The organism is uncultured Shimia sp. (assembly GCF_947493595.1).
Taxonomy (GTDB): Bacteria; Pseudomonadota; Alphaproteobacteria; order Rhodobacterales; family Rhodobacteraceae; genus Shimia.
Map to the genome: position 1 here is coordinate 69,692 of NZ_CANLRL010000002.1, position 24,279 is coordinate 93,970.

The 24,279-nt window shown below is 57.6% G+C and carries 15 protein-coding genes; 6 read left to right on the top strand and 9 right to left on the bottom strand.

Annotated features, from left to right (window positions below; genetic code table 11):
• Positions 1-69: 69 nt before the first annotated feature.
• Positions 70-1,926: a BamA/TamA family outer membrane protein gene (locus Q0955_RS05930; RefSeq protein WP_299421251.1), complete on the top strand. Its 1,857-nt coding sequence runs from the start codon at positions 70-72 to the stop codon at positions 1,924-1,926.
• Positions 1,926-5,354, top strand: coding sequence for a translocation/assembly module TamB domain-containing protein (locus Q0955_RS05935; RefSeq protein ID WP_299421254.1), 3,429 nt, complete (start codon positions 1,926-1,928; stop codon positions 5,352-5,354). Before Q0955_RS05930 ends, Q0955_RS05935 begins: the two co-directional genes overlap by 1 nt.
• 6 nt (positions 5,355-5,360) lie before the next feature.
• On the opposite strand, the gene Q0955_RS05940 is transcribed toward Q0955_RS05935, so the two are convergent.
• The 3 genes from Q0955_RS05940 to Q0955_RS05950 all read right to left on the bottom strand — a co-directional run bounded on the left by Q0955_RS05940 (position 5,361) and on the right by Q0955_RS05950 (position 7,033).
• The gene (locus Q0955_RS05940) at positions 5,361-5,918 is read right to left on the bottom strand and encodes a TetR/AcrR family transcriptional regulator (RefSeq protein WP_299421256.1); all 558 of its coding nucleotides are present in this window, start codon (positions 5,916-5,918) and stop codon (positions 5,361-5,363) included.
• 162 nt (positions 5,919-6,080) lie between these two features.
• A complete protein-coding gene (locus Q0955_RS05945; RefSeq protein ID WP_299421259.1) occupies positions 6,081-6,698 on the bottom strand; it encodes a GNAT family N-acetyltransferase in 618 nt (205 codons plus the stop codon).
• A gap of 59 nt (positions 6,699-6,757) precedes the next feature.
• Positions 6,758-7,033 carry a hypothetical protein gene (locus Q0955_RS05950; protein ID WP_299421261.1) on the bottom strand — a complete coding sequence of 92 codons (276 nt, stop codon included), beginning with the start codon at positions 7,031-7,033 and terminating at the stop codon, positions 6,758-6,760.
• Between the two features lie 222 nt (positions 7,034-7,255).
• Here Q0955_RS05950 and Q0955_RS05955 point away from each other — a divergent pair, with 222 nt between their 5' ends.
• Both Q0955_RS05955 and Q0955_RS05960 read left to right on the top strand, forming a co-directional pair.
• On the top strand, positions 7,256-8,401 hold the full coding sequence (locus Q0955_RS05955) for a twin-arginine translocation pathway signal protein (protein WP_299421264.1): 1,146 nt from the start codon (positions 7,256-7,258) through the stop codon (positions 8,399-8,401).
• The gene (locus Q0955_RS05960; protein ID WP_299421266.1) at positions 8,388-8,843 is read left to right on the top strand and encodes a MarR family winged helix-turn-helix transcriptional regulator; all 456 of its coding nucleotides are present in this window, start codon (positions 8,388-8,390) and stop codon (positions 8,841-8,843) included. Before Q0955_RS05955 ends, Q0955_RS05960 begins: the two co-directional genes overlap by 14 nt.
• 86 nt (positions 8,844-8,929) lie before the next feature.
• Here Q0955_RS05960 and tdh read toward each other — a convergent pair whose 3' ends face one another.
• The 3 genes from tdh to Q0955_RS05975 form a co-directional block, all read right to left on the bottom strand.
• Entirely contained in the window at positions 8,930-9,961 is a 1,032-nt protein-coding gene (gene tdh, locus Q0955_RS05965; protein ID WP_299423189.1) for an L-threonine 3-dehydrogenase, read from the bottom strand.
• Positions 9,962-9,975: 14 nt separating this feature from the next.
• Positions 9,976-11,163, bottom strand: a complete 1,188-nt coding sequence (locus tag Q0955_RS05970; protein ID WP_299421269.1) for a glycine C-acetyltransferase — start codon at positions 11,161-11,163, stop codon at positions 9,976-9,978.
• Between the two features lie 521 nt (positions 11,164-11,684).
• A complete protein-coding gene (locus Q0955_RS05975; RefSeq protein WP_299421271.1) occupies positions 11,685-12,242 on the bottom strand; it encodes an XRE family transcriptional regulator in 558 nt (185 codons plus the stop codon).
• A 158-nt stretch (positions 12,243-12,400) separates the two neighbouring features.
• Here Q0955_RS05975 and Q0955_RS05980 point away from each other — a divergent pair, with 158 nt between their 5' ends.
• The gene (locus Q0955_RS05980) at positions 12,401-13,576 is read left to right on the top strand and encodes an acetyl-CoA C-acyltransferase family protein (RefSeq protein WP_299421274.1); all 1,176 of its coding nucleotides are present in this window, start codon (positions 12,401-12,403) and stop codon (positions 13,574-13,576) included.
• A 116-nt stretch (positions 13,577-13,692) separates the two neighbouring features.
• Here the strand turns inward: Q0955_RS05980 and pbpC are convergent, their stop codons facing one another.
• Entirely contained in the window at positions 13,693-15,732 is a 2,040-nt protein-coding gene (pbpC, locus tag Q0955_RS05985) for a penicillin-binding protein 1C (protein ID WP_299421277.1), read from the bottom strand.
• Between the two features lies 1 nt (position 15,733).
• On the bottom strand, positions 15,734-21,172 hold the full coding sequence (locus Q0955_RS05990; RefSeq protein WP_299421278.1) for an alpha-2-macroglobulin family protein: 5,439 nt from the start codon (positions 21,170-21,172) through the stop codon (positions 15,734-15,736).
• A 158-nt stretch (positions 21,173-21,330) separates the two neighbouring features.
• On the opposite strand from Q0955_RS05990, the gene Q0955_RS05995 reads away from it, so the two are divergent.
• Positions 21,331-23,511: a response regulator gene (locus tag Q0955_RS05995; protein ID WP_299421280.1), complete on the top strand. Its 2,181-nt coding sequence runs from the start codon at positions 21,331-21,333 to the stop codon at positions 23,509-23,511.
• Here the strand turns inward: Q0955_RS05995 and yaaA are convergent.
• The gene (yaaA, locus tag Q0955_RS06000; protein ID WP_299421281.1) at positions 23,496-24,269 is read right to left on the bottom strand and encodes a peroxide stress protein YaaA; all 774 of its coding nucleotides are present in this window, start codon (positions 24,267-24,269) and stop codon (positions 23,496-23,498) included. The genes Q0955_RS05995 and yaaA overlap by 16 nt on opposite strands.
• Positions 24,270-24,279: the final 10 nt, after the last annotated feature.

The following is a 24,279-nucleotide window of genomic DNA, read 5'->3' on the forward strand; positions in this document are numbered from 1 at the left end:
ATGTGAATGCTGTATGGTCACGGAGTCACGCTTGGTCTAATCTGCCCGAAAGGGGCAACAAACTGCCTGTTGCCCAAGCATTTTGAAGAGTTTTTGGCGCGCATGGGGGATGCTTTGCAGACAGGCGCACGATGGGTCCCATTTTCGGGGAAAACCACGCTTTTGGTCACAACGCTGTGCATCGGGTTGGCGATGCCGGCACAGGCGTTTGACATTCAATTGACCACGTCAAACGGCGACGAAGACCTGCAGGCGCGATTGCTGGCTGCAACCCTGACATCGACGGCCAAAGAAGAAGGCAGCTCTGCTCCACAAGACATCATCGCCGCCGCACAATCAGACTACCGCCGCTTGGTCAGCACCCTATATTCGCTTGGTCATTTCAGCCCTTCGGTGTCCATCCGCGTGGATGGGCAGGAAGCCCACAATATTTCACCTTTTGCGGCAAAATCCTCGATTGGCCAGGTGGTTTATAAAATTGACCCCGGCCCCAGCTTTCAGTTTGGCAATACCCGGATTGCCCCAATCGTGCCCGCCACAGAGTTGCCAGAAAGCTTCGCGCCACGCCAACCCGCAAGCCTGCCCGCAATCACGGACGCGGCCCGCGCTGGAGTTGACGGGTGGCGTGATGAAGGCCACGCCAAGGCCAAAGTCAGCGACCAGAGCATCACCGCCGATCACCGCAAGGCCACGCTGGACGTCGATCTGACCATGGATCCCGGCCCCAAACTGACCTTTGGCAAGTTGGTGTATGAGGATCAATCCAACGTGCGCCCCGAACGGGTGCGCGAAATTGCCGACCTGCCGGAAGGCGAAACCTTCAGCCCAACAACTGTGGCACAAGTCACCTCGCGCTTACGTCGCACAGAAACCTTCCGCACCATCGACCTGCGCGAGGCTGATGAATCCAACCCGGACGGCTCGTTGGATATGGAACTTGCGCTGGTGGACAACCCACCGCGCCGGATTGGGTTTGGTGCGGAACTGGAAAGCCGTGATGGTCTCAGCCTCTCGGCCTATTGGATGCACCGCAATCTCAATGGCGGAGCGGAGAACCTACGCTTTGATTTCTCCATCGAAAATCTCGGTGCGCAGAACAGCGGCGTGAACTACATCCTTGGCACGCGCTACTCCCGTCCGGCGACTTTTGGCGCCAACACCGCGCTGACACTGGGCGCCGAACTCAAGCAAGAAGACGAAGACCTCTACTGGCTGCGCAGCCTGTCCTTGGGCGTAGGTGTGAAAACCATCCATTCTGATCGGTTTGAGACCACTGCCGGTTTGGGGCTCTACTTCTCTGACGTGGACGACAACTACGGCAAACGCCAACTGCATCTGATTGGCGTGCCGGTGACCACAAAAATGGACCGGCGTGACAACATCGCCAACCCGACGCGCGGTTACTACATCGAAGGCAATGCCTTCCCCTATTATGGCTACGCCGAAGCGGACAGCGCCCTTTACCTCAAAGGCGATCTGCGGGGTTATCGTGGCTTTGGAGCCGACAATGGCGTGATCGCCGCGGGCCGTTTGCAATTTGGTACCATCTTGGGGCCATCCATACGTAACACCCCACCTGACTTGCTGTTTTACTCCGGCGGCGGCGGCACCGTCCGTGGTCAGCCGTATCAGTCCAACTTCGTGACCGTAAATGGCATCGACAGCGGCGGCCTGTCCTTCTTGGGCCTGTCGGGCGAGATGCGGGTAAAAATCAACAACCACTTCTCTGCCGTGGCCTTCTATGACGCCGGCTTTGTCGGTGAAAAATCGGACTTCAGCGGCGACGGAAAATGGCACTCCGGTGCCGGTCTGGGTGTGCGTTACAACACCGGATTTGGCCCGCTGCGCCTTGACCTCGCCGCGCCTGTAGAAGGCGACACCGGTGACGGCCTGCAACTCTACATCGGGATTGGACACGCTTACTGATGCGGTATCTTGCGCTTCTCCTCTGCCTGATCTGGCCCCTGACGCTTTCTGCCCAAGACGCGGAACAGCAAGAGGCCAGTGACGAAGATAAAGGCATGCTGACCAACTTTCTGGAGGATGCACTGTCCGGCGAAGGCCGCACGGTGGAGGTCATTGGCCTCAAAGGCGCGATCAGCTCCAACGCCACGGTCGAAGAGATTCGCATGTCAGACGCCGATGGCACCTGGCTGACCATGCGCGGCATGACGCTCAATTGGAACCGGCTCGCCGTGTTACGCGGCAACATCAACGTCAATGAACTCAGCGCCAACGAAATCATCCTCGCCCGCACCCCTGCGCCCAATCCATCCGCTCCGCCCACTGCTGAAGCCACCCCGTTTTCGCTGCCGGAATTGCCGGTCAGCATCAACATTCAATCGCTCAAAGCCGACCGCATCACGCTGGGGGAAAGCTTTTTGGGGGAAGAGCTTAATCTCTCCCTCACCGCGCGCCTGATCCTTGAGGGCGGCAACGGCGAAGCGTTGCTTTCTGCCGCGCGTCTGGAGGGCCCAGCGGCCCGTTTTGCCTTGGACGGGGCCTACTCGAACGAAACCCGAAACCTGCGCGTGGATTTGCAAGTACACGAAGACGCAGGCGGGCTCTTGGTCACCAAAGCCAAAATCCCCGGCGAACCGCCCATGGCACTCACCGTGTTGGGTGACGGCTCCCTAGATGATTTTATCGCCGACATCCTACTGACCAGCGACGGCGAACAGCGTCTCGCAGGCTCCGTCGAGCTGGCCACCGAACCCGGCGCAAGTGCGGAAGACGCCGCAACCCAAGTGGTCCGCGCTGATCTTGGTGGCAACATGGCGCCGCTGTTTGCGCCAGACTACAAAGATTTCCTTGGTGAAAACATCGGCTTCAGCACCCTGCTGCGCCGCTTCGGGGACGGACGTATCACCCTGCAACAGCTCCTGCTCAGCTCCCGCTCATTAAACCTGAACGGCGAGATGGCAATTGACGCAAACGGGTTGCCGGACAGCTTTGATCTCGACATCCAATTGCGTGACGAGACCGGTAAACCCGTGTTGCTACCGCTCAAAGGCCCAAAGAATTATGTGCAAAGCGCCGAACTGGCCGCAAAATTCAACCACGCGGAAGGCGACCGCTGGACGCTAAGCGGTACAGTGGACGACCTCAAAACCGACACGCTTACGATGGCGCGGGTGGCGCTCTTTGGCGAAGGCACATTGCAAGAAACACCCATCCCGCGCGTTGAGGCCCAACTACAAATGGGCATGCGCGGATTGGCGTTATCCGATCCCGACCTCGCGGCTGTGGTTGGCTCAAACGGCGGCTTCCAAGGCGACGTCCTGTGGGAAAAAGACGCAGGCCTGACCTTGTCTAACTACAGCCTGCGCACCAACAGTCTTGGATCAAACGGCACCGTACACGTGAGCGGCAGCGGTCAGGACCTGACCATCGACACCGACGCCACGCTGACTGTCGACTCCGTCTCTCTGTTCTCTCCCTTTGCGCAACGTGACCTCAGTGGCGCGCTGTCTGCGCAACTCAAGGGCGCGGTGCTGCCGATCTCCCAAGGGTTTGACCTAACACTGAGCGCCACGGGACAAGATCTCGCGATTGCCGATCCGCGCGCTGACGCTCTACTTGCAGGCCAAAGCACTATGTCTGTCTCCGCAAAACGCGACGAAACCGGCATCACACTACGCGAGGCGGAGGTCAAAACACCGCAACTTTCTGCCTCCGGTGCAGGCACGCTTGCAAGTCAGAACAGCGACCTCACCTTTGAGGCGGCGCTCAACGAGGTGGCTCTGTTGCTCGACGGCGTCACCGGCCCCGCCACCGCCAAAGGCCGCGCTGTGCAGACCGGCGCAGATTGGGCGTTTGACCTCTCCGCTACCGCCCCAGCGCAAACAACTGCCACCATCCGTGCCACCCTGCCGCAATCCGGCAATGGCGCAGCGGAGATCGATCTGGAGGTGGGGCAAGTCCAAGTGTTTGTGCCCGAACTGCCTGGCAAGGCCCGCATTCAAGCCTCCGCAGAGCAGGCACCAAACGGTTGGAAAGTAGATTTCAAGGGAACCGGCCCATTTGACACCAAGGGCGCCGGCCAAGGTCTGATCGACCCTGCCGGCAACGGCAATGACATCTCCGTTGCCGGCACCGTACCGCTCGCCGCAGCCAATGTCTTTTTGCAGCCCAACTCCATTCAAGGCATCGCAAACTACGATCTGCGCCTCAAGGGTGCGCTCGGACCAGAGGCGGTCACCGGGTCAGTCACCTTGGGTGGCGCGCGGTTCGTCATCCCGGATTTGAGGGTGGCGTTTGAAGACATTCGCGGCACCGTTGGCCTCAACGGTCGTGCCGCAAACCTCAACATCACCACGCAGTTCTCCGGCGGTGGCCAGATTGGCGTGAACGGCAACGTGGCCCTCGCGCCGCCTTTCTCTGCCAATCTACCGGTGACTTTAACGGACATCATCATCCAACAGGGCCAACTTCTGAAAACCGAGGTGGATGGCACCATCACGCTCTCCGGCCCACTCACGGGCGGCGGAAATATCGCTGGCAACATCGTGCTCGGCAAAACCGACATTCACGTCACGCCGGTTGGCCTCGCAGGCGCGGGGCCGATCCCCGACATTCGCCACATCAACGAGCCATCCAAAGTGCGCCTTACCCGTAATCGTGCGGGCCTCATCGCCAAGGAAAAAGGCGGCTCCTCCGCTCCGCCGTTTGGCCTGGACGTGAACATTCAAACAACCGAACGCATCGCGGTGCGTGGCTTGGGCCTGAACGCAGACTTTCACGGCGGCATGAAAATTGGCGGCACCACCAATGACATCCGCCCCAATGGCGAAATTGATCTGATCCGCGGTCGTCTATCTTTCCTGGCGAAAAACTTCGAGCTGGACGAGGGCCGCATTTCCATGTTGGGGGACCTGGTCCCAACCATGCGGGTGGTGGCGATTTCCGACCAACCAGACGCCACCGTCTACGTGATTTTGGACGGCCGCTTGGATGACCCCAAAATTATTCTGGAAAGCGACCCGGACCTGCCTGAGGACGAGGTGCTCTCCCAACTGCTGTTCGGCCGCGACCTCTCCAGCATCTCCGCCCTGCAAGCCGCACAGCTGGCGGCCGCATTGGCGCAGCTTTCCGGCGCCGGTCCGCAAGGTCCGCGTTTGGGCGAAAACTCCGGTTTGGACGATCTGGGGCTGACCTTTGACGAATCCGGCACACCGGGCCTGCGCGCGGGTAAATACATCAATGAAAACGTCTACACAGAAGTGGGCGTGGACAGCAAAGGGCAAAGCTCGATCAGCTTGAACTTGGATGTAAACGACAACCTGACTGTGAAAGGCAAGGTTGGCTCAGATGACGACACTGGCATCGGCATCTTTTTCCAGCGCGATTACTGACGCGCCTTAGGTGTCTTTGCGCAGCCCATGCAGACAAAGGTGGTGCACCTGCGCCCGCATTTCCGGCGTCAGCGTCACCCCAAGTGAGCGTTGCCACTTCAACGTGTTGCGAATGCCGCCGCCAATGAAGCCGCCAAACAGCCCAACATCCCCAGGGATCACCCAACCCTCACCCTGCAGCTGACGCAGCAGCTCCGCAATGAAGTCGGACGTCCGTTTGAAACTGTCGAGCACCTCTTCGCGCGGCAACAACGGGACGTTGGACAGATATTCATGCAAGTCCGCGTTGTTTTCATTAAACCAGACAAAATCAATTTGCCGATCAATAAACGCCTTGAGCCGCTCCTGCGCCGGTTGGTCCGGATCGTCCCCGGCCACCAGAGCCTTTTCAACGATCACGCCAAGCTCTTCATACACCGCACGGATCAGCACATCTTTGTTTTCGAAATGATTATAGAGCGAGCCGGTCGCAACGCCCGCCTGCTTGGCAATTTTGCTCATCGACGCTTGTGTGCCATGTGCCACCAGCATCGCTGCGGTGGCGTCTAAAATCTTCTCGCGCATGTGGCTCGGTGTCCCGTTGGCTGGCTTTATTGGCGCGGTGAACATCTATTCACTTTGCGACATGCACCCTAGGGGGAGCGGCCAGCGCAAACAAGTCCTTCGTCTTTCCCCATGAAACATTGGCAAATGTATATTGGATCCCAATACTGAGTGACACAACGCCTATGGCCGCCCCATCCACACAGAGGTCTCCGAAAATCGCCCATCGGGCTGCCGCAACCGCTCAAACCCCATCGCCCGCCAAAAGGCGATGCCACCATCGTTCTTCGGGTCAGCGCCGATATGAACCGGCCCCACGCTTTGCGCCTTTGCTGCAGTCAGCCAGGTGTCAAACAGCCGCCGCCCCAGCCCGCTGCCACGTGCCTTCGGCATCAAGTTCATATGCAAATGCGCCGGATGCGGCGTGACCACATAGTCTGGTGTTGGCAAAGGATTGTGTATCCAATCCGCCCGCCGCTCATCTTCGGTCCACCGCTTCCGCCGCGCCTCATCCGGCGCCGGATACCGCTCCTGCAACGCAGGCCACCACTTGACCTCAAGCTGCGCCTCAAACACGCGGCTGTCCGCCACCCCACAGACATAGCCCTCAACCTGCCCGTCTATCTCCACCACAAACGCCAATTCCGGCGCCAAAACCACATAAGGCGCCGTGTAAATATGTCCAAGCATGTTGGGGTCTTGATACAGAGGCGTTGCATCATTCCCGGCTTTACCGGTTTGCACTACCACCTCATACAGTCGCTCTTGGTCAGCCTGTCTTGCTTGCCGGATCACGCCCATGCCCTGCCTCCTGAAACGCAGGGCTGTGCTACCACGAATACGCCAGTCCAGCGAGCCCCTTAGGCGCGTTGCGGTGCCCAGCGCTGAATCGCGCCAATCACGGCACCAATCATCACACCCAGCCCGTAGGCACCAGGCCCACCCAAATCAAATCGGAAGTCCAAAATGAGGCCTTCCGGAACATACAGCCCATAGGCAAGCGCTGGCACAGCCGCCAGCAACAACAACATAAAACCGCCAACAGGGTCTTTGCGGTTGATATTCTTCATCACCAACTGCGCCCCGATGGCTGCAGGTAGCGCGATGACAAGGATGACATAAAAGGCAATGAGCATGTGGGAGTCTCCTTTATCGGAGCGGTGACGAGCGCCTTTTCTTTAGCCTCTCGGAGGCGGGACCGCGTCCTCTATCCTCAGTCCCTAAATGGGAACACAAGCATCAAGATTCAACAGTACGCTTGTTAAATAATACACCCAATGCAGTTTGGGCTCGCCCGCGCTTGACTTGGTGCGACATCGCACTATTTAGTACGATATCGCACAAATGGAGGTCACCCCATGAATATCACCCGTCGAAAAACGCTCGCCCTGATTGGTGGCGGCGTCATCACGGCAGCTGCCGCCACTGGATTTACGGTCACCCGCCGCCCCAATCAGGCCATTGCGCCTTGGGCCCTGGCTGGCACCTATGCAGACCCCCGAAAAAAGGCGCTGTCCTTTGCGCTTCTGGCCCCAAATCCACATAACCGACAGCCCTGGATGGTGGATCTCTCCAAAGACAACCAAGTCACCCTTTTTGCCGATCTGGAAAAAATGCTGCCGGAAACCGATCCGCTGAATCGCCAAATCACCATTGGTCTGGGGTGCTTCCTTGAGGTCATGCGCATCGCCGCTGCACAAGAAGGCTATCGGGTTGACCTGACACTCTTCCCCGAAGGTCAAGACGACTCCCACCTGGACGCCCGCCCCATTGCCCACGCGGTTTTCACCAAAGATGCCAGCCAAAAACCCGATCCATTGTTCCACCATGTGATGGCCCGACGTTCCAACAAAGAGCCGTTTGACACCACCCGTGTTGTTGATCCATCCGCATTGGCACAGCTCTCCGAGTCAATTGACCCTGGCGTCCAGTTTGGCGGATCCGTGGATGCTGAAGACATCGCAGAGTTGCGGGAGCTGACCCATACCGCGCTCCAGATCGAGGTTGAAACGCCAAACACCTATCAGGAAAGTGTGGATCTGTTCCGCATCGGCCATCGAGAGGTCAACGCCAACCCCGACGGCATCGACTTTTCCGGCCCCTTGTTTGAATCGCTGCATCTCACCGGCATGTTCACCCGCGAAACCGCAACCGACACTTCCTCGACGGCTTATAAGGCTGGTTTGGATGCGGTCTTTGCCAACACCGACACCGCCATGGGACATATCTGGCTGGCGACGGAAACCAACACGCGAGTGGACCAAATCATCGCCGGTCAAAACTGGGTACGGGTCAACCTGGCCACAACCGCCCTTGGCCTTGGCCTGCAACCGCTGAGCCAAGTGCTGCAAGAGTACCCGGAAATGGACAGTGCCTATCACACCATTCACAACCGGCTTGCGCCAAACGGCGGAACGGTTCAAATGCTGGGACGTATCGGATACGGTCCCCGGGTGGCGCCAAGTCCACGCTGGCCATTGGAGGCAAAACTTGCCCAAACCTGAGCAGACAGTCCCAACTTTGTTTCGCTTCTTCAATGAAGTGGGGATCATCAATCAGCTCTCAAGCCGCCTGTTTGAAACCCGTCTGCCGGACGGGTTTCTGGTGTCCCATTTCACCGTGCTCAATCACCTGACACGACTGGGCGACGGACGCACGCCAATGGACATCGCCACCGCACTCCAAGTGCCCAAAACCTCCCTAACCCACACTCTGTCCGGCCTCAGCAAAGCCGGATTGGTGACGCTGGAGCCCAACCCCAAGGACGCGCGCTCCAAATGCGTCATGCTGACAGAGGCTGGCCGGCAATTTCGCGAAGACGCCATCGCCGCACTTGGCCCGGACATGATGGATGTGGCGGAGCATTTCCCGCCAGAGCGCATCGCCGAAGCTCTGCCGCTGCTCGAAGAAATCCGCGCCTTTCTGGACAAACGCCGAGACGGCTGACTACCCGAAGACAGCCGCCTTAGCTTTCACAGTTCCCAAATATCCTGGGGGAGGCCCATCACCGATGGGCCGGGGGCAACGCTCCCTCAGCTGGTCCAATCCAGCACAACTTTGCCCGACTTGCCACTTTTCATCGCCGCAAACCCTGCCTTAAAATCCCCAACAGGCATCTGATGCGTGATCACCCGGCTGACATCCAAGCCGTTCTGCAACATCGCAATCATCTTGTACCACGTTTCAAACATCTCGCGCCCATAGACGCCTTTGATGGTGATGGCTTTGAACACAATGCGGCTCCAATCCACCGGCGACTTGCCCGGTGGAATGCCCAGCAATGCAATCTTACCCCCCATCACCAGCGCTTCGACCATCTGATCCAGCGCCATTTGCGAGCCGCTCATCTCCAGCCCCACATCAAAGCCCTCTTTCAGGCCAAGCTCATGCATCACGTCGTTCAGGTCTTCGGTGGCCACATTCACCGCCCGCGCATTGGGCACCACGTGCTCTGCCAACGCCAGCCGGTCTGGGTTGATATCGGTGATCACCACATGCCGCGCGCCCGCATGTTTCACCACCGCCGCGGCCATGATGCCAATCGGCCCCGCGCCGGTGATCAGCACGTCCTCGCCTAACAAATCAAAGCTCAGCGCCGTGTGTACCGCATTGCCCAGCGGGTCCAAAATGGCGCCAATCTCATCAGGAATATCATCCGGCAAGGGCACAACATTGAACGCCGGCAGGCGCAAATACTGCGCGAACGCCCCCTGTACGTTCACCCCAATGCCACGCGTGCCCGGATCGAGGTGAAACTTCCCTGCCCGCGCCTGACGGCTTTCATGGCCGATGATATGCCCCTCACCGGAACAGCGCTGACCAATCTCAAGCCCCTCGACATTGCGGCCCATCTCAACAATCTCACCGGCAAACTCATGGCCCGTGATCATAGGCACCGGCACCGTCGCACTGGCCCAGTCATCCCAGTTCCAGATGTGGATATCCGTGCCACAAATCCCGGTCTTGTTGACCTTGATCAGCACCTCATCTGGTCCAATCTCCGGCACCGGCGCCTGTACCATCCACAGCCCCTCCTCAGGCTTGGATTTCTCCAGCGCAGTCATGGTGTTTGGTTTGCTCATGAGACAATTCCCAGCGCCTTGCCCACCTTACCAAAAGCCGCCAGCGCCCGGTCCAACTCATCCCGCGTCAGAGCCGCATTCATCTGCGTGCGAATCCTCGCTTGCCCGCGTGGCACCACCGGGAAGAAGAAGCCGGACACATAGACCCCTTCCTCAAACAGCTTCGCCGCCATCTCCTGCGCCAGTGTCGCCTCACCCAGCATCACCGGAATAATCGGATGCTCGCCCGGTAGGATGTCAAAGCCCAGCTTTTCCAGCCCGGCCCGCCAATACTGCGCATTCTCCCGCAATCGGGCCCGGTCCTCTGCCCCCTCTTCCACCAAGCGGATCGCTTCCAATCCGGCCGCCACAATGCTGGGCGGCAAAGAGTTGGAAAACAGATAGGGCCGCGCTCGTTGACGCAGCAGGTCAATCACCGGCTGCGGCCCGGCGATATAGCCGCCAATCGCCCCGCCCAGCGCCTTACCCAAAGTGCCGGTCAGGATATCCACGTCCACGCCAAAGTGATCTGGTGTGCCGGCCCCATTAGGCCCCATAAACCCGGTGGCGTGACAGTCATCGACCATTACCACCGCGTCGTATTTCTTGGCCAATCGCGTGATCTCCGGCAAGTTCGCCAGATAGCCGTCCATCGAAAACACGCCGTCCGTGGCAATCATAATATGCCGCGCACCCTCGTTGCGCGCGTGCTGCAACATCGCTTCCAAATCCGCCATATCATTGTTGGCATAACGATAGCGCTTGGCCTTACACAGGCGGATGCCATCAATGATCGACGCGTGGTTCAGACTGTCCGACACAATCGCGTCTTCCTTGGTCAACAGCGGCTCAAACAACCCGCCATTGGCATCAAAACAAGCGGCAAACAGGATCGAATCCTCTTTGCCCAAAAAGCTGGCCAGCTTCTGCTCCAGTTCGCGGTGAATGTCCTGCGTCCCACAGATAAACCGCACCGAGGCCATACCAAACCCACGCGGGTCCATCGCCTCCTTTGCCGCCGCAATCAGCGCCGGATTGTCCGCCAGCCCAAGATAGTTGTTTGCGCAGAGGTTGATGACCTCCCGCTCCCCCACCTGAATTTCGCCACCTTGCGGCGACGTAATCATACGCTCTGTCTTCATCAGCCCCTCGGCCTCAATGGTGGTGAGCGTGTCGCGAATGTCGGTCAAGAAAGCGTCAGACATGGGGGTTCTCCATAATGATGGACGATCATCTATCATAACGGATTTACATCCGGAAAGAGGGAAATGCACTATAACGGACAAAAATCCACTATTTGAAAACCCCCTAACCCATCATAACATGAAATTGGCAGCACGCTGCCGGCCAAGGCGCAGCTATTGGTTCGGTGCAGTCAATGGACTAAGCTAACGCTGCATCCATCTAAGTAGGTCCCGTATGAACCGTCGCGTGATTATTGCTCTTTGCGTGTTTTGGCCCGCCATCATCATTATTTTGGAGATTGCTGTCGCGGCCTTTGTTACCGGAATGGGGTGCACAATTTCCGCAGCAGGCCCCCAACCCTGTATGATTTTGGGCTTAGACATTGGACCGTCGGTCTACGGGCTTTTCTCGGTGGGGTACCAGGTGATCTTTGCTCTAATGTGGATCGTGCCGGCACTAACAATCTGGATCGTAGTCGAAATTATCTTGGCATTTCGAAAGCGATGGACACGTTAAGCGATTGAACAAGCAAAATCGCCGCTTATGCGTTCTTCACAATCAAAAACACCCGCGCGGGCTCTGTCGCTTCAATCGCATGGGCAACATCCGCTGCATAACGCGCGGTGTCACCCTCAGCCAACGCCTGCGCCGCCGAGCCACTTGTCACCGACACGGCACCGGACAGCACGGTCAGCTGCTCAGTCGCCCCTCGGGTATGCGGCGCGCTTTTCAGGCTGCCGCCCGCCTCAAAAGTGATGTCGTAGACCTCATGCCCCCCAACATCTTCGGGTGGCGACAGAATCCGAATGAGACAGAGATGTCCCATATTGTCAAACCGCGGCACATCGGACGCGCGCAACACATCCACCTTGTCGCCGGCATCCGCATCCAATAGCCCCGCAAAATCCACCTGCAACGCCCGCGTCAGGTTCCACAGAGTGGCAATTGTGGGGCTGCTTTCGCCGCGCTCGATCTGGCTCACCATCGACCGACTTACACCAGAGAGTTTCGCCACCGCGTCCAGCGATAGCCCCTGCGCACGGCGGGCCTCCCGCAACCGCGCGGGCAAAAGTTCCAAGATAGGCAGATCGTCACTCATGCCCCCAAATGCGGGAATCTGCCACCTTTTGTCAATCAAACCGCGAAACACACCTCCGTAAGACTACGGGCGCTGAAACTGTGACGCACCGTTCCACCTGACTCGCAGATGCTGCGACTGCATACTGTGGCCAACACGATTTCATGAGGAGACGACAGATGTCGGACATCGTAATTCTCGGCGGCGCGCGTACCGCCATTGGCACCTTTGGCGGATCCCTTGCCAACACCGCCCCCATTGATCTGGGCGCCACCGTCACCAAGGCGGCCATGGAAAGCGCGGGCGTGGAAGGTGGTCAAATTGGCCACGTGGTCTTTGGCCATGTGATCAACACCGAACCACGCGACATGTACCTATCCCGCGTCGCGGCGATGCAGGCGGGTATCCCGGACACCACCCCAGCCATGAACGTGAACCGCCTTTGCGGCTCCGGTGCACAGGCTATTGTATCCGCCACTCAATCTCTGATGCTGGGGGACGCGGACTTTGCCATCGCAGGCGGTGCGGAAAACATGTCGCGCAGCCCCTACATCATGCAGTCCCAGCGCTGGGGCCAGAAAATGGGTGACGTGAAAACCCTCGACATGATGCTTGGTGCGCTGAACTGCCCGTTTGGCACCGGACATATGGGTATCACCGCCGAAAACGTCGCTGATGAAAACGATGTCACTCGCGAAGACATGGATGCCTTTGCCCTTGCCTCTCAGCAACGCGCAGCCGCCGCCATCGAGGCCGGATATTTTGACGATCAGATTGTGCCAATTGATGTCAAAGTGAAACGCGACATGGTGCCTTTTGCGCGCGATGAACACCCAACCGCCTCCACTATGGAAAGTCTTGGCAAACTGCGCGCTGTCTTCAAGAAAGACGGCCGTGTCACTGCTGGCAACGCCTCTGGCATCAACGACGGTGCTGGCGCAATTGTTTTGGCCCGTGCCGAAGCCGCTGAGAAAGCGGGCCTGACACCTCGGTTCCGCGTGCTGGGTTATGCCCACGCTGGAGTGCGTCCGGAGGTCATGGGCATTGGTCCCGTCCCGGCGGTGGAAAACCTGCTTGCCAAAACCGGTCTTTCGATCACCGACTTTGACGTGATTGAGTCCAACGAAGCTTTCGCCGCGCAAGCCATTGCCGTGAACAAAGGTCTTGGTCTTGATCCCGTCAAAGTGAACCCAAACGGCGGCGCGATTGCGCTCGGCCACCCGGTTGGCGCGACCGGCGCGATCATCACCGTGAAAGCCATGTATGACCTGGACCGCACCGGCGGTTCCAAAGGTCTCATCACCATGTGCATCGGTGGCGGTCAGGGCATCGCCATTGCGATTGAGCGCATCTGATAGCGTCATCCAAACAGTGCGTGGGGCCAAAGGTTAACGCCTTTGGCCCTGTCAAATGGCGCACCTCCGCAAAACAGTCGTGATACCGACGCAAAACCGACGTGCAAAACCAGTGGTTAATCGACCCAAAACGTGACTCGGTCTGATGCACCTTTGGCGTCAATCACCGTCACCGTTGCGCTGCCTTTGCCGGTCAGCGGCACCACCATCTCCCGCATCCGACTTTGCCGCACAACAGGCGCGCCATTGGCCAACACGGTGAAGGGTAAGGCACCGTTTTTGACTTTCAAATTGACCTCGCTGTTTCCGCCTTCCAAGGTCGCCCCGTCGGGCGGGAAGGCCACTGCCAGCGCGTCCTCAGGCTTTTCAAAAAGCGCATTACGACCACGAAATTTCCGAAGCGGTTCAGGCAGTTGGCCTGTGCTGACAATCAAAGTCTCCGGCGGCGGGGGTCCTAACGGCGCAAGCTCCGGCGCGATGCGCTGAAACACCTCAAACAGTACCGGCGCGGCCACCTCTGCCCCAAAGGCTCCCGGCACAGGCGTCCCATCCGGCCGCCCAATCCAGACCCCGGCCACATGCTGACCATCAAACCCAATCGCCCAAGTATCGCGATGCCCGTAAGACGTCCCGGTTTTATAGGCTAAGCCATTGCGCGGCACCCCATTTGGCGGCGATATCCCGGAAAGAATATCGCCCAAATGCCAAGCCGCTGACCGGCTCATAACCCGTTGCTTTTGTGAAGTTTCTCCCCCTATTCGCCAGCGCAAATCCTGCGCCAGTCCGCCCTGAGGAATCACCGCATACAACTGCACCAACTCTTCAAGTGACAGCCCCACACCACCCAACGCAACAGCCAATCCCGCCACCCCACCGGGCACCTCAGGCGTCGTACCAGCCTTGCGCATGGCAGCCATCAAATTGGCGGGTCCAATCTCATCCGTCAGTAAAACCACAGGCAGATTCAACGACTGCGCCAAAGCCTCCCTCACGCGCAATTCACCTCGAAACCGCCCATCAAAATTCTGCGGCGCATAAGTGCCAAATCGTATTGGCGTGTCGCTGATGAGCGTCTCCGGATGGACCAACCCTTGATCAAAAGAAAGGCCGTAGACCAATGGCTTAAGCGTGGACCCCGGCGAGCGTTTGGCCAGCGTCATATCAACAAATCCCTGCCGGTGATCACCCCCGGAAAACCCCGCAGACCCCACAGACGCGAGGATCTCCCCGCTGTGGTGATCAGCCACCACAAAAGCGATGGACACTCGGTCTTCCAATCCGCGCAAGGCTTTTGCAGCAAGCCCTTCCAGCGACATCTGCAAGTCCCGAGACAAAGTGACCTGATGCGCCACCGCTTCCGGTCGCGCCGCCACAGCCCGATCCGCCATATGCGGCGCGATGCTCGGGAAATCCCGCCGCTGATTTGGCACCGGTGTCAGCATCGCTGTGGAGGCTGCGTCCTCGGACAAAACACCTGCTACAACAGCACGTTGCAGCACCCGATCCCGCGCCTCGGCCGCCTCTTCGGGGTGCCGATCAGGTCGCCGTCCATTGGGACTTTGCGGCAAAGCCACCAATAACGCGGCCTGCGCTGGGGTCAGCCGTTGGGGCTCTTTACCAAACCATGCCAAAGTCGCCGCGCGGACCCCTTCGAGGTTTCCGCCAAAGGGTGCATGGGACAGATAAAGTTCAAGAATCTCTTGCTTGGAGAGATGTTTTTCCAACGCCAAGGCCACCCGCACCTGACGAAGCTTGCCGTGCCAGGCACCCGTACCAGAATCCTCAAGCAACCGCGCAACTTGCATAGTGAGAGTCGATCCACCAGAAACAACCTCCCGGTTCCAAACGGCTTGACCGAAAGCCCGCAACACGGCGAAAGAATCGACACCGGCATGCGACCAGAACCGCCGATCCTCAAAAGCCACCAGCATCTTGATGTAACTCGGATCGACGGCATCCAACCAACTGCCCATGCGCCAAAGGCCGTCTTCAACGGTGTAGGCTCTGAGCAGTTTTCCATCGCGATCAACCACTTGCACCGACGTATCCGTGATCAGATTGGGCAAAACGGTTTCAGCAACCCAGCGATCCACGCCATCTCGCACTGCCGCTGCCAAAAGCAGCGCAGCAACAAGGACAAATGGCGCAAATCGCATGTTACTCGGTCACAATCAGGCGCGCTGCATCTGTGTTGGCGCGATACTGCGGTCGATACATGTCTTCCACCGAAGCCGCCGGGTGATGATACACCCCTGGGGACACCGCTCGCACGACATAGGCCAACCTAAACGGTTGATCTGATTGCCAATCCACCGCCGCTAGGAACCGATCTGAGCGGAACTCACTGTGCTCTGCGTAGGTTGGTTTCAACCACTCTAACGCGCGCACATCGCCACTGACCAAAAGGTTGGGATTGTCGATCTCAAACCCGGCTGGCAACGGATCGTTGACCATCAATCGCGCACCCACTTTGCTTGACGGCGTGACGGTTAACACCGTGACAAACCGGTCGCCAGACGCCACATCCGTCCCCGAAACCTCATTGCCTTCCATTGTGAAATACTGACGGGAAATCTGATACCCATAGCCTCCGCGTTGGACAGGATAAGTCGGCACGCCGACTCTAGTCACTGTAACCGCCTGCGGATTATCCCCTTCATTCTTCAGCACAACATCTGAGAGCAGATCGGTGTCGGACAAACGCTGCAGCAACGGTCCATCCAATGCGACACCATCCATGCTCAAGGTGTTGGAGCCTGCATCCTCGATCAATGCATGTGCTGCCATTAAGGACCACACGGATTCCTGGGTAGACAAATCTCGCTCTGGAGCAGTGACACGCGACAACAGCGCCCCTCGATCCAAGGCCGCGCTTCCAGCTTCAACTGCCAACGTCAACGCACCAACCGCATCACGTAGGTTGGTGCCGTAGTCTACACGCCACAAGGGGCTCTCGTTGGTTTGCGCCTGTCCTTCGATCAATCGGGCGGCTTGCTGGAACATAAAGTCTGCCCGTGTCTGATCTCCATAAGACGCAAGGGCCGCACCAAGCTGCGCCGCCGCCAAAGGCGTTGCAAACGCCTTTGCCTTCACATCAGCGTAGTAACGCAAGTCGCCCATATTGGCGGCGCCTTCACGTGCCAGAACCATCAACGCATAGGCGAGATCTTCGCCACCATTGTCAAAGTCCGGCGCATAGTTCACTCGGTTGCGCAAGTTATTCATCGCTTGCGTGAAAGCCACGTCCGGCACAGCGTGCCCTTGCGATTTGGCGCGGGACAGGAAGTCACTCACGTAGGCATCCAACCAGAAATCACCGGAGGAGGGTTGCCACAATCCAAATGCACCGTTGCTGGACTGACGAGTGAGCACCAACTCAATCGCATCTGCGATACGTGTGCTCAGCGTATCACTCGCCACCAATCCAAGCGCATCCGCGACGTCCTCGAAGTACAACAAAGGCAAGGTTTGCGAGGCAACTTGCTCAGTACAGCCATAGGGATAACGGTCTAGCGCCCGCATCAATCCTGGCGCATCAAATCGCGCCAACGCGCCAGAAGACAAAAACGTTTCGGCTGTACCCGGTCGCAAGTCTGCAAACAAATCTGACCCCAGCGTCAACGCCTCTCCGGCTGCCAAAACAACCTGCCGGGACTCACTCACTTCCGGGTCATTGTCACGCACAGGCAGCGTTAGCGTTTTTGTGAGCACCTTGCCATCTGCTGTCGTCAACGCCACGTCAATCACGTGATCGCCAATCTCCTTTGCCACAAGCGGCACCGAAAGGCGCGCACTTCCCAATTGTTTCAACGATAATCCCGAAGGCACGCTGTTGGACTGCAAACTGACGCCACTCTCCGTAACTACATCCAACCCCATACGCCCAGAGGGACCTTCTGCATGCACAAACTCCAGAAGCAGCCGGCTTTCGTCACCCGGTGCAAGGAACCTTGGCAAGCTGGCGGTCACCACAACCGGATCACGCACCAAAACCTCTAGCTCCGCCTGCCCGACACCGGTCGCCGACCACGCCACGGCCATCAATCGCACAGCGCCATTGAACTGCGGCATGTCAAACTGAACCTGCGCCATGCCATCGGCGCCGACTTCGATGGGGCCTTGAAAGTAGGCCACAAGCTCTTCAGTGGGTGGCGGCGAGTCAAACTTGGACCCTGCATTGGCATCGCCACCAGACCGCAGCGCCCCCATGGAACCGGTCATGCCATTGATCAGGCGTCCATAAATATCACGGATTTCCATACCCAATCGACGCTGACCAAAATAATGCCCAGATGGATCGGGACTCTCAAAGTTTGTCAAATTGAGGATACCCACGTCCACAGCTGCCAAGGTCACAAAAGCTGTTTCGCCCTCTGCGACGCCTTCAACTTTAAGAGAAACATCAAGCGGTCCTCTAGGTGCGATTTGCGCCGGCGCAATGAGGTCAACCGACAGCTGCTTGGCACCCGGATCCACTTTTGCGTAGCTGAGCCCCAGCGCCCGCGCCGGGTTCTTACCAGCAGGCAGGTCGGACGGTCGGATCACGGAAGCTGTCACATAAGCGCCCGCCCCCCATTCATCCGTGACAGTTAACGGGATCAGGTTCTCGCCTTCACTGACCTCCACGGCCTGCATGGATATCAACCGATTAGACATCACAGAGACCAGGGCCGTACCTGCAAAACGCGGAACCAAGCGTAGCTGCGCGGTGTCGCCACTGCGGAACATGTCCTTGTCCAACGACAGCTCCAGCGTGTCTGGGGTTTCAGTTGCATCTACAGGTGCGTACCAACCCGCGTAGAATTCAACGGCGCTGGAGACAAAATCGCCGCCGTCCTGTTCCACCACAATCTCGTAGCGACCCCAATCCACCCGTGCACCGACTTCCACAACCGTGTCACCGAGTGTTGCAGATCCACTGGCCACGGCCGTACGGCGGGTGGTCGGTTCCCACTCCCAACTGCCGCCCAATTGGTACCATTGATAGCGCGTTTCCACACGGTTGACAGTCCACTGCACCGGCATCTGTGCACGAGACAGGTCGGACGCCAAGGCCAACAATTCAAATCGCGCCGTGCCACCTTCCGGAACAACGTCTTCGTCAAATCGTGGTTTGATCCCAATCAGCGCGGTTTGTGCGGCCACCGGATGGGACAAACGGCGCTCCACTGGACGGCCAGAGCCTTCAAGCACCCGAATTGTGATGTCCGCGGACAGCGCGCGACCGGCGGCTTCTTGCGATGGCAGGGGCAGGAATATGTCCGCGCGACCGTCGGCATCCGTCACATCGCCAAAGAAATACTCCGTTTGACCATAAAAAGGCTGGTCATAGCGTCCAAAGCGGTAACCTTCATACCCTTCGATCTCAGACTGTGACCGCAGGGTGAGCTGTCCTTCGACACTCAAATCTGCCGCAGGCGCCCCAAACAAATACCGCGCTTCAAGTTTGAGGGGGGCTGGGTCGTCCTCGGTCAAAGGTCCGCTTGGCGGTGTCATCTCAAAGTCGATACGTTCAGGCAGGAAGTCCTCGACCAGCACCTTTGCCGTAGCCAAAGCGGGCGCCTCTAGGTCGGATTTGAACTCTAACGTCCAGCGGCCACGTGGAACAGTCGTGCCAAGCGGCATGTCAAACACATGACCACCGGCCACACCTGTAGTGGACACCGCGCGGCTGTATTCCACACCATCCGGACGGGTCAGAATGGCGGTTACGGGGAGCGATGGCAGGGCTTCGGCGACCGGATCGCGTGCCAATGCGGTCACATGAATGGTCTCGCCTGCGCGGTAAGCACCCCGATCCGTTGCCACAAAGAGGTCAATTGGAGGGGCTGCTGGACGGCCCTCCACACCCCGATCCGACAAATCAAAAGCAGGGTCCGTTAGCGACAAAAACGTGAAATCCTCACCGGCTTCCACCAGCAACAACGCAGGCGCCTGTGCGCCGGTGCCACGCGTTAAACCCGCATCAAAGCGCGCGTATCCCTCTGCATCACTTGTAACAGTGCCCAAAACGCGATTGGCCCGAGAAATCAGCGACACCTTGGCCTGATCCATGGCCGTGGCATCGGACAGGCGGCGCACAAAAGCATGCAAACCATCGGTGCCGTTCAGACTTGTCAGGCCAATATCCGACAGTAAGAACCACTGTGTCGCGGAGGTTTCATCGTATTTGTCGGCACCTGGGAGATCCGCGGTCAGTGCATAGACACCAGCTGGCTGGCCTGCGACCAAATCCGCCATCGGAAGACGGGTTGTCACGGTCTTGTTCAAGGTATTTTGAACCTCACCGGTCCCGGTCCAGATGGTTTCTGCCACATCGCGGGCAAAGGCATCCACCTGCCAATAGCTTAGAGGTTGACCAAAGTAGCTGTCCTGAATGGCACGTAGAATGTTGCGGTCATTCACGCGCTGCAGGGTCAGCTCAACCTCATCCAGGTTAACGGTTTCAATTGGCAGGCCCGCGTCTTGGCTGCGCGGCAAAACGTAAGCCCGCCCTCCGAAGGCCACACTTGGGCTGCGGTCACGCACATAGGCGTTAAGCGTGATATCTTTGATCAGCGTTTCGCCACTTTGCGCAGGCAGGCCTTCGCGGAAAGTCACTTCTAGGCGTTGTCCATGTGTGAGGCCTTCGACACAAATGCGGCGCTCCTCAACACTCAGAGCCATTTGCGCATTGGGCAGTTTTACAAATGGCGCGTAGTCCTGACCAACCTTGACCAAAGGCTCATTGAACTCGGCGCAGAAACGCGGCTCTTCCAGATCACTGTCTACAACGTGCTCAGACACTCGGAACCCGTATTTGCCAATGGCTGCGTCCAAACGCTGCGCCACATCGGTTCGCGGTTGGATCGACTCGGCAAGCCGCAAGCTACGCAGCACCGCTTTACCCCGATCTTGCTCTTCCAATTGGTCGGCCATCAAGATCAGGGCATTCACGCGTTCGGCGCGATCTTCTGCCCGTAGGTAGGCGTTGATGCTGCCAAGGAAGGCGCGCTCACGATAGGTACGGGACTCTGAAGACTTGTCGCTTTTCAGGTCAGCGTTCAGGCGCGCATATTCGTGCCACAGGTCGCTTCGGTCCGATTTTGCCAAGGCGCCGCCGGTCCAACGCATAGCGCTCAGATTGTTGCCATCGGCTCGGCGCTCCTGCGCCGCATCGAGCATTGCCTGCACAGTCCAGGGGCCACCTGCATGATGCCGCCCGATATTGGCAGCCAAATCTTTGGCGCGGTCAAAGTCCGACTTTCTCAAAAAAGTCAGATCTTCTGCGCGCCCACCAGCCAAGAAATGCGTTCCGCGAGGCGTTTCAAACACTTCCGCAGACAACGCGCCTTCATAAGGCTGCCGCTCGCTAATCGCTGATTTCGGGAAGCAGGCGTTGGACTTTTGATTGAAGGTGAAAGCCACACAATCCTGATCGGCCAAACAGGCCCCAATGCAAGCATCGTAAGTCGTATCAAACAGATTTTGCAGATCCGACCCGTAGAAATCTACGTCGCGGCTCACGACGATACGGCGATCGGGCACAAATGAGTCTTCGGCATGCGCCAAACCAGAACAAACAGTCAAAATTGCAGCCACAAAAATGCGAAACATTAGGCTTCTCCATCAATCAATGCCGCAATGGTGCCATGGGGGCCACGGACTTGGCAACGATAAGAAATTCCGCAAATGCAGCCTATCCGATTAAGCAGATATTCATGGACATTTGAGAGAACGACCAACAACGGATTGGACGATTTAGGGATCGGCGTATGTCGCTGGCGCAAAAACTTGCGGACGAAAGACGGGCACGTTTGGCAGCCGAACGCTTGCTGGAGCTGAAAAAGCGCGAGCTTTATGCAGCCAACCGCAAGCTGGGCAAACATGCTGCGCAACTGTCCAATGAGATCGTCGAAACACGCGCCGAGTATGAAACCGTTGTCAACGAAAACAAAAAAGTGCGCCATGATTTGGAAACCGCCAAAGAACGCGCCGATCAAGCCGAACGACGGCTTTGGCATTCCATAGCGACAATCCGCGACGGGTTTGCCTTTTTCGATGCCCAAGGCAAGATGATTGCCGCCAACCCTGCTTATTTGGCCATCTTTGAGGGCGCTGACCACGTCAAACCTGGCATCAGTTACCAAGAAATCATGGAATTTGCCGCCCATGAGGGATTGTTTGTGTTGGAAGACACCTCTCCCGATGACTGGTGCAACATGATGGAGCAGCGGTGGCACGAAGATGAGCCAGAGCCGGTGATCGTGCGCTTGTGGAACGAAGAGTTCTTGAAGCTGATTGATCAGCGAGACCAAGGCGAGGATCGCGCCAGCCTTGCACTCAACATCACTGATTCCGTGCGCAAGGAAGCAGAGCTTCAACACGCCCGTCAGGAAGCAGAGGCGGCAAGCCAAGCAAAGTCCGCCTTTTTGGCCAATATGAGTCACGAGCTCCGCACCCCGATGAATGGGGTTGTTGGCATGGCCAGCTTGCTGATGGACACCTCTTTAAGTGAAGAACAACGGCTGTTCGCCTCCACCATCAAGAACTCCGGCGAGGCATTGCTTTCGATCATCAACGACGTGCTCGATTATTCTAAACTTGGGGCTGAGAATGTTGGGCTGCGTACAGAACCGTTTGATTTAGAGCGCTGCATCCATGAAGTTATGACCTTGCATCAGGTCTCTGCCCGAGAAAAAGGCGTGGAGCTCTTGGTGGACTACGATCTGTTCCTACCAACAAAGTTTGTTGGCGACATCGGACGGATGCGGCAAATTTTGACACATCTGATAGGAAACGGCGTCAAGTTTACACATCACGGGCATGTCCAGGTGCAAGTGGTCGGTGTGATCACCAATGACGGCTCTGAAGCGGTGATACACGTGACAGTTCAGGACACCGGCATCGGCATTCCTGAAGAAAAACTGGAGCATATTTTTGGCGAGTTTAATCAGGTTGATACCAGCCAGAACCGTGAATTTGAAGGTACCGGCCTTGGACTTGCGCTCACCAAACAGCTTGTTGGGCTGATGTCTGGAGAAATCTGGGTGGATTCCGTGATTGCAGAGGGCACGTCTTTTGGCTTCCGACTCTCTATGCCCATCGAGGAGGATTGTGAGCAGCTTCCCATCCCGCTGCCGGACACGGTTCAGCATGTGCTTGTGGCCTCGGATATGGAAGTAAACAGCGACCTGCTGCACAAACAGCTGGAGCAAATGGGGGCCACGGTCACTATCTGCACCGACCAAACGCAGGTGCTGTTATTAGCGCCACATGTAGATTTGATCCTCGCGGATCACACGCCTTCCGGGATCAATGCCCGCGACCTAGGCGCAGAGATGCAAAAGATGGAAATCAGCACGCCAATCCTGGCGCTTACCAGCGATTTGAAGGTTTTTGCTGGTATGGAGAAAGACTCGCTTGTGAAGGCGATCCTCCAGAAGCCGGGCTCACGTGCAGAGTTAAACCTCGGGATTGCGAAAGCCGCCAATGCGGGCGCATCTCAAAGACGCAAACCGACAAAACGGCGCATGCGTGTGCTGTCGGCAGAAGACAACAAGACAAATCGCTTAGTGCTTGAAAAACTGCTCAAGCCTTTGGATATCGAACTGGAATTTGCCCATGACGGCGTCGAAGCTGTCGAGAAATTCCAGTCCTATGCACCGGACCTTATTTTTATGGACATTTCCATGCCACGTATGGATGGCACTGAGGCCACTCAGAAAATTCGCGACCTGGAAATGATCACCAAGGGGCATGTGCCAATTGTTGCGCTGACCGCTCTGGCCAATGAGGGAGATGAGGAGCACATCTTGTCGCACGGGTTGGACAGGTATCTCACCAAGCCACTGCGCAAGAAGGAAATCTTCAAGGTGATCGCAGAAATCTATACCGGCGACACAGTTGACCCGTTCCCGCAACCCGAAGAGCTACCGCTTCAGGCCTCAGGATAATCGCGCAGGAAAACCCAGCGGTCTCCGTCTGACATCTCTGGCTGATATCGGTATCCGCCATAGTCAAACTCTTTGAGGCCTTCGGCATCGTTCAGTCGGTTGTGAATGATGTAACGCGCCATGCTGCCGCGGGCTTTTTTGGCAAAGAAAGAGACAATCTTAGCCTCGCCATTGCGCTCTTCCATAAACACCGGCGTGATGACGCGCAGTTTGAGCGCCTTCAGATCGACCGCGCCAAAATACTCCTGACTAGCACAGTTGACCAAAGTGTCTGACTGAATCTCTTCCGCTTGCGCGCGCAACGCTTTGGCCGGCGCCTGGCGCCAATAGTCGTAGAGAGATTTGCCGCGACGTGTCTTCAGGCGACTGCCCATTTCAAGACGATACGGCTGCATCGCGTCAAGCGGGCGCAACACGCCATAAAGCCCGGACAAAATACGAAGATGATCCTGCGCCCAAAGCATCTCATCCGCTTCGAGACTTGCCGCGTCCAAGCCGACATAAGTGTCTCCAGCAAAGGCATGCACTGCCGGGCGAGTCAGTTCACCCGAAGGCATTGCCTCAAACGCCTTGAACCGATCACGGTTCAGCTTTGCCAAATCCGCACTGAGGTCCATCAACTTGCGCAGCTCTGCCAACGTGAGGTTGCGAGCGGTTTTGGCCAGGCGCACAGCGTCTTCCTGAAACTCGGGTTCCGTTGTTGGCCCCTCAACGGGATCCCAGTTCAAACGTTTTGCAGGTGAGATCACTACAAGCATCGGGTGTTCC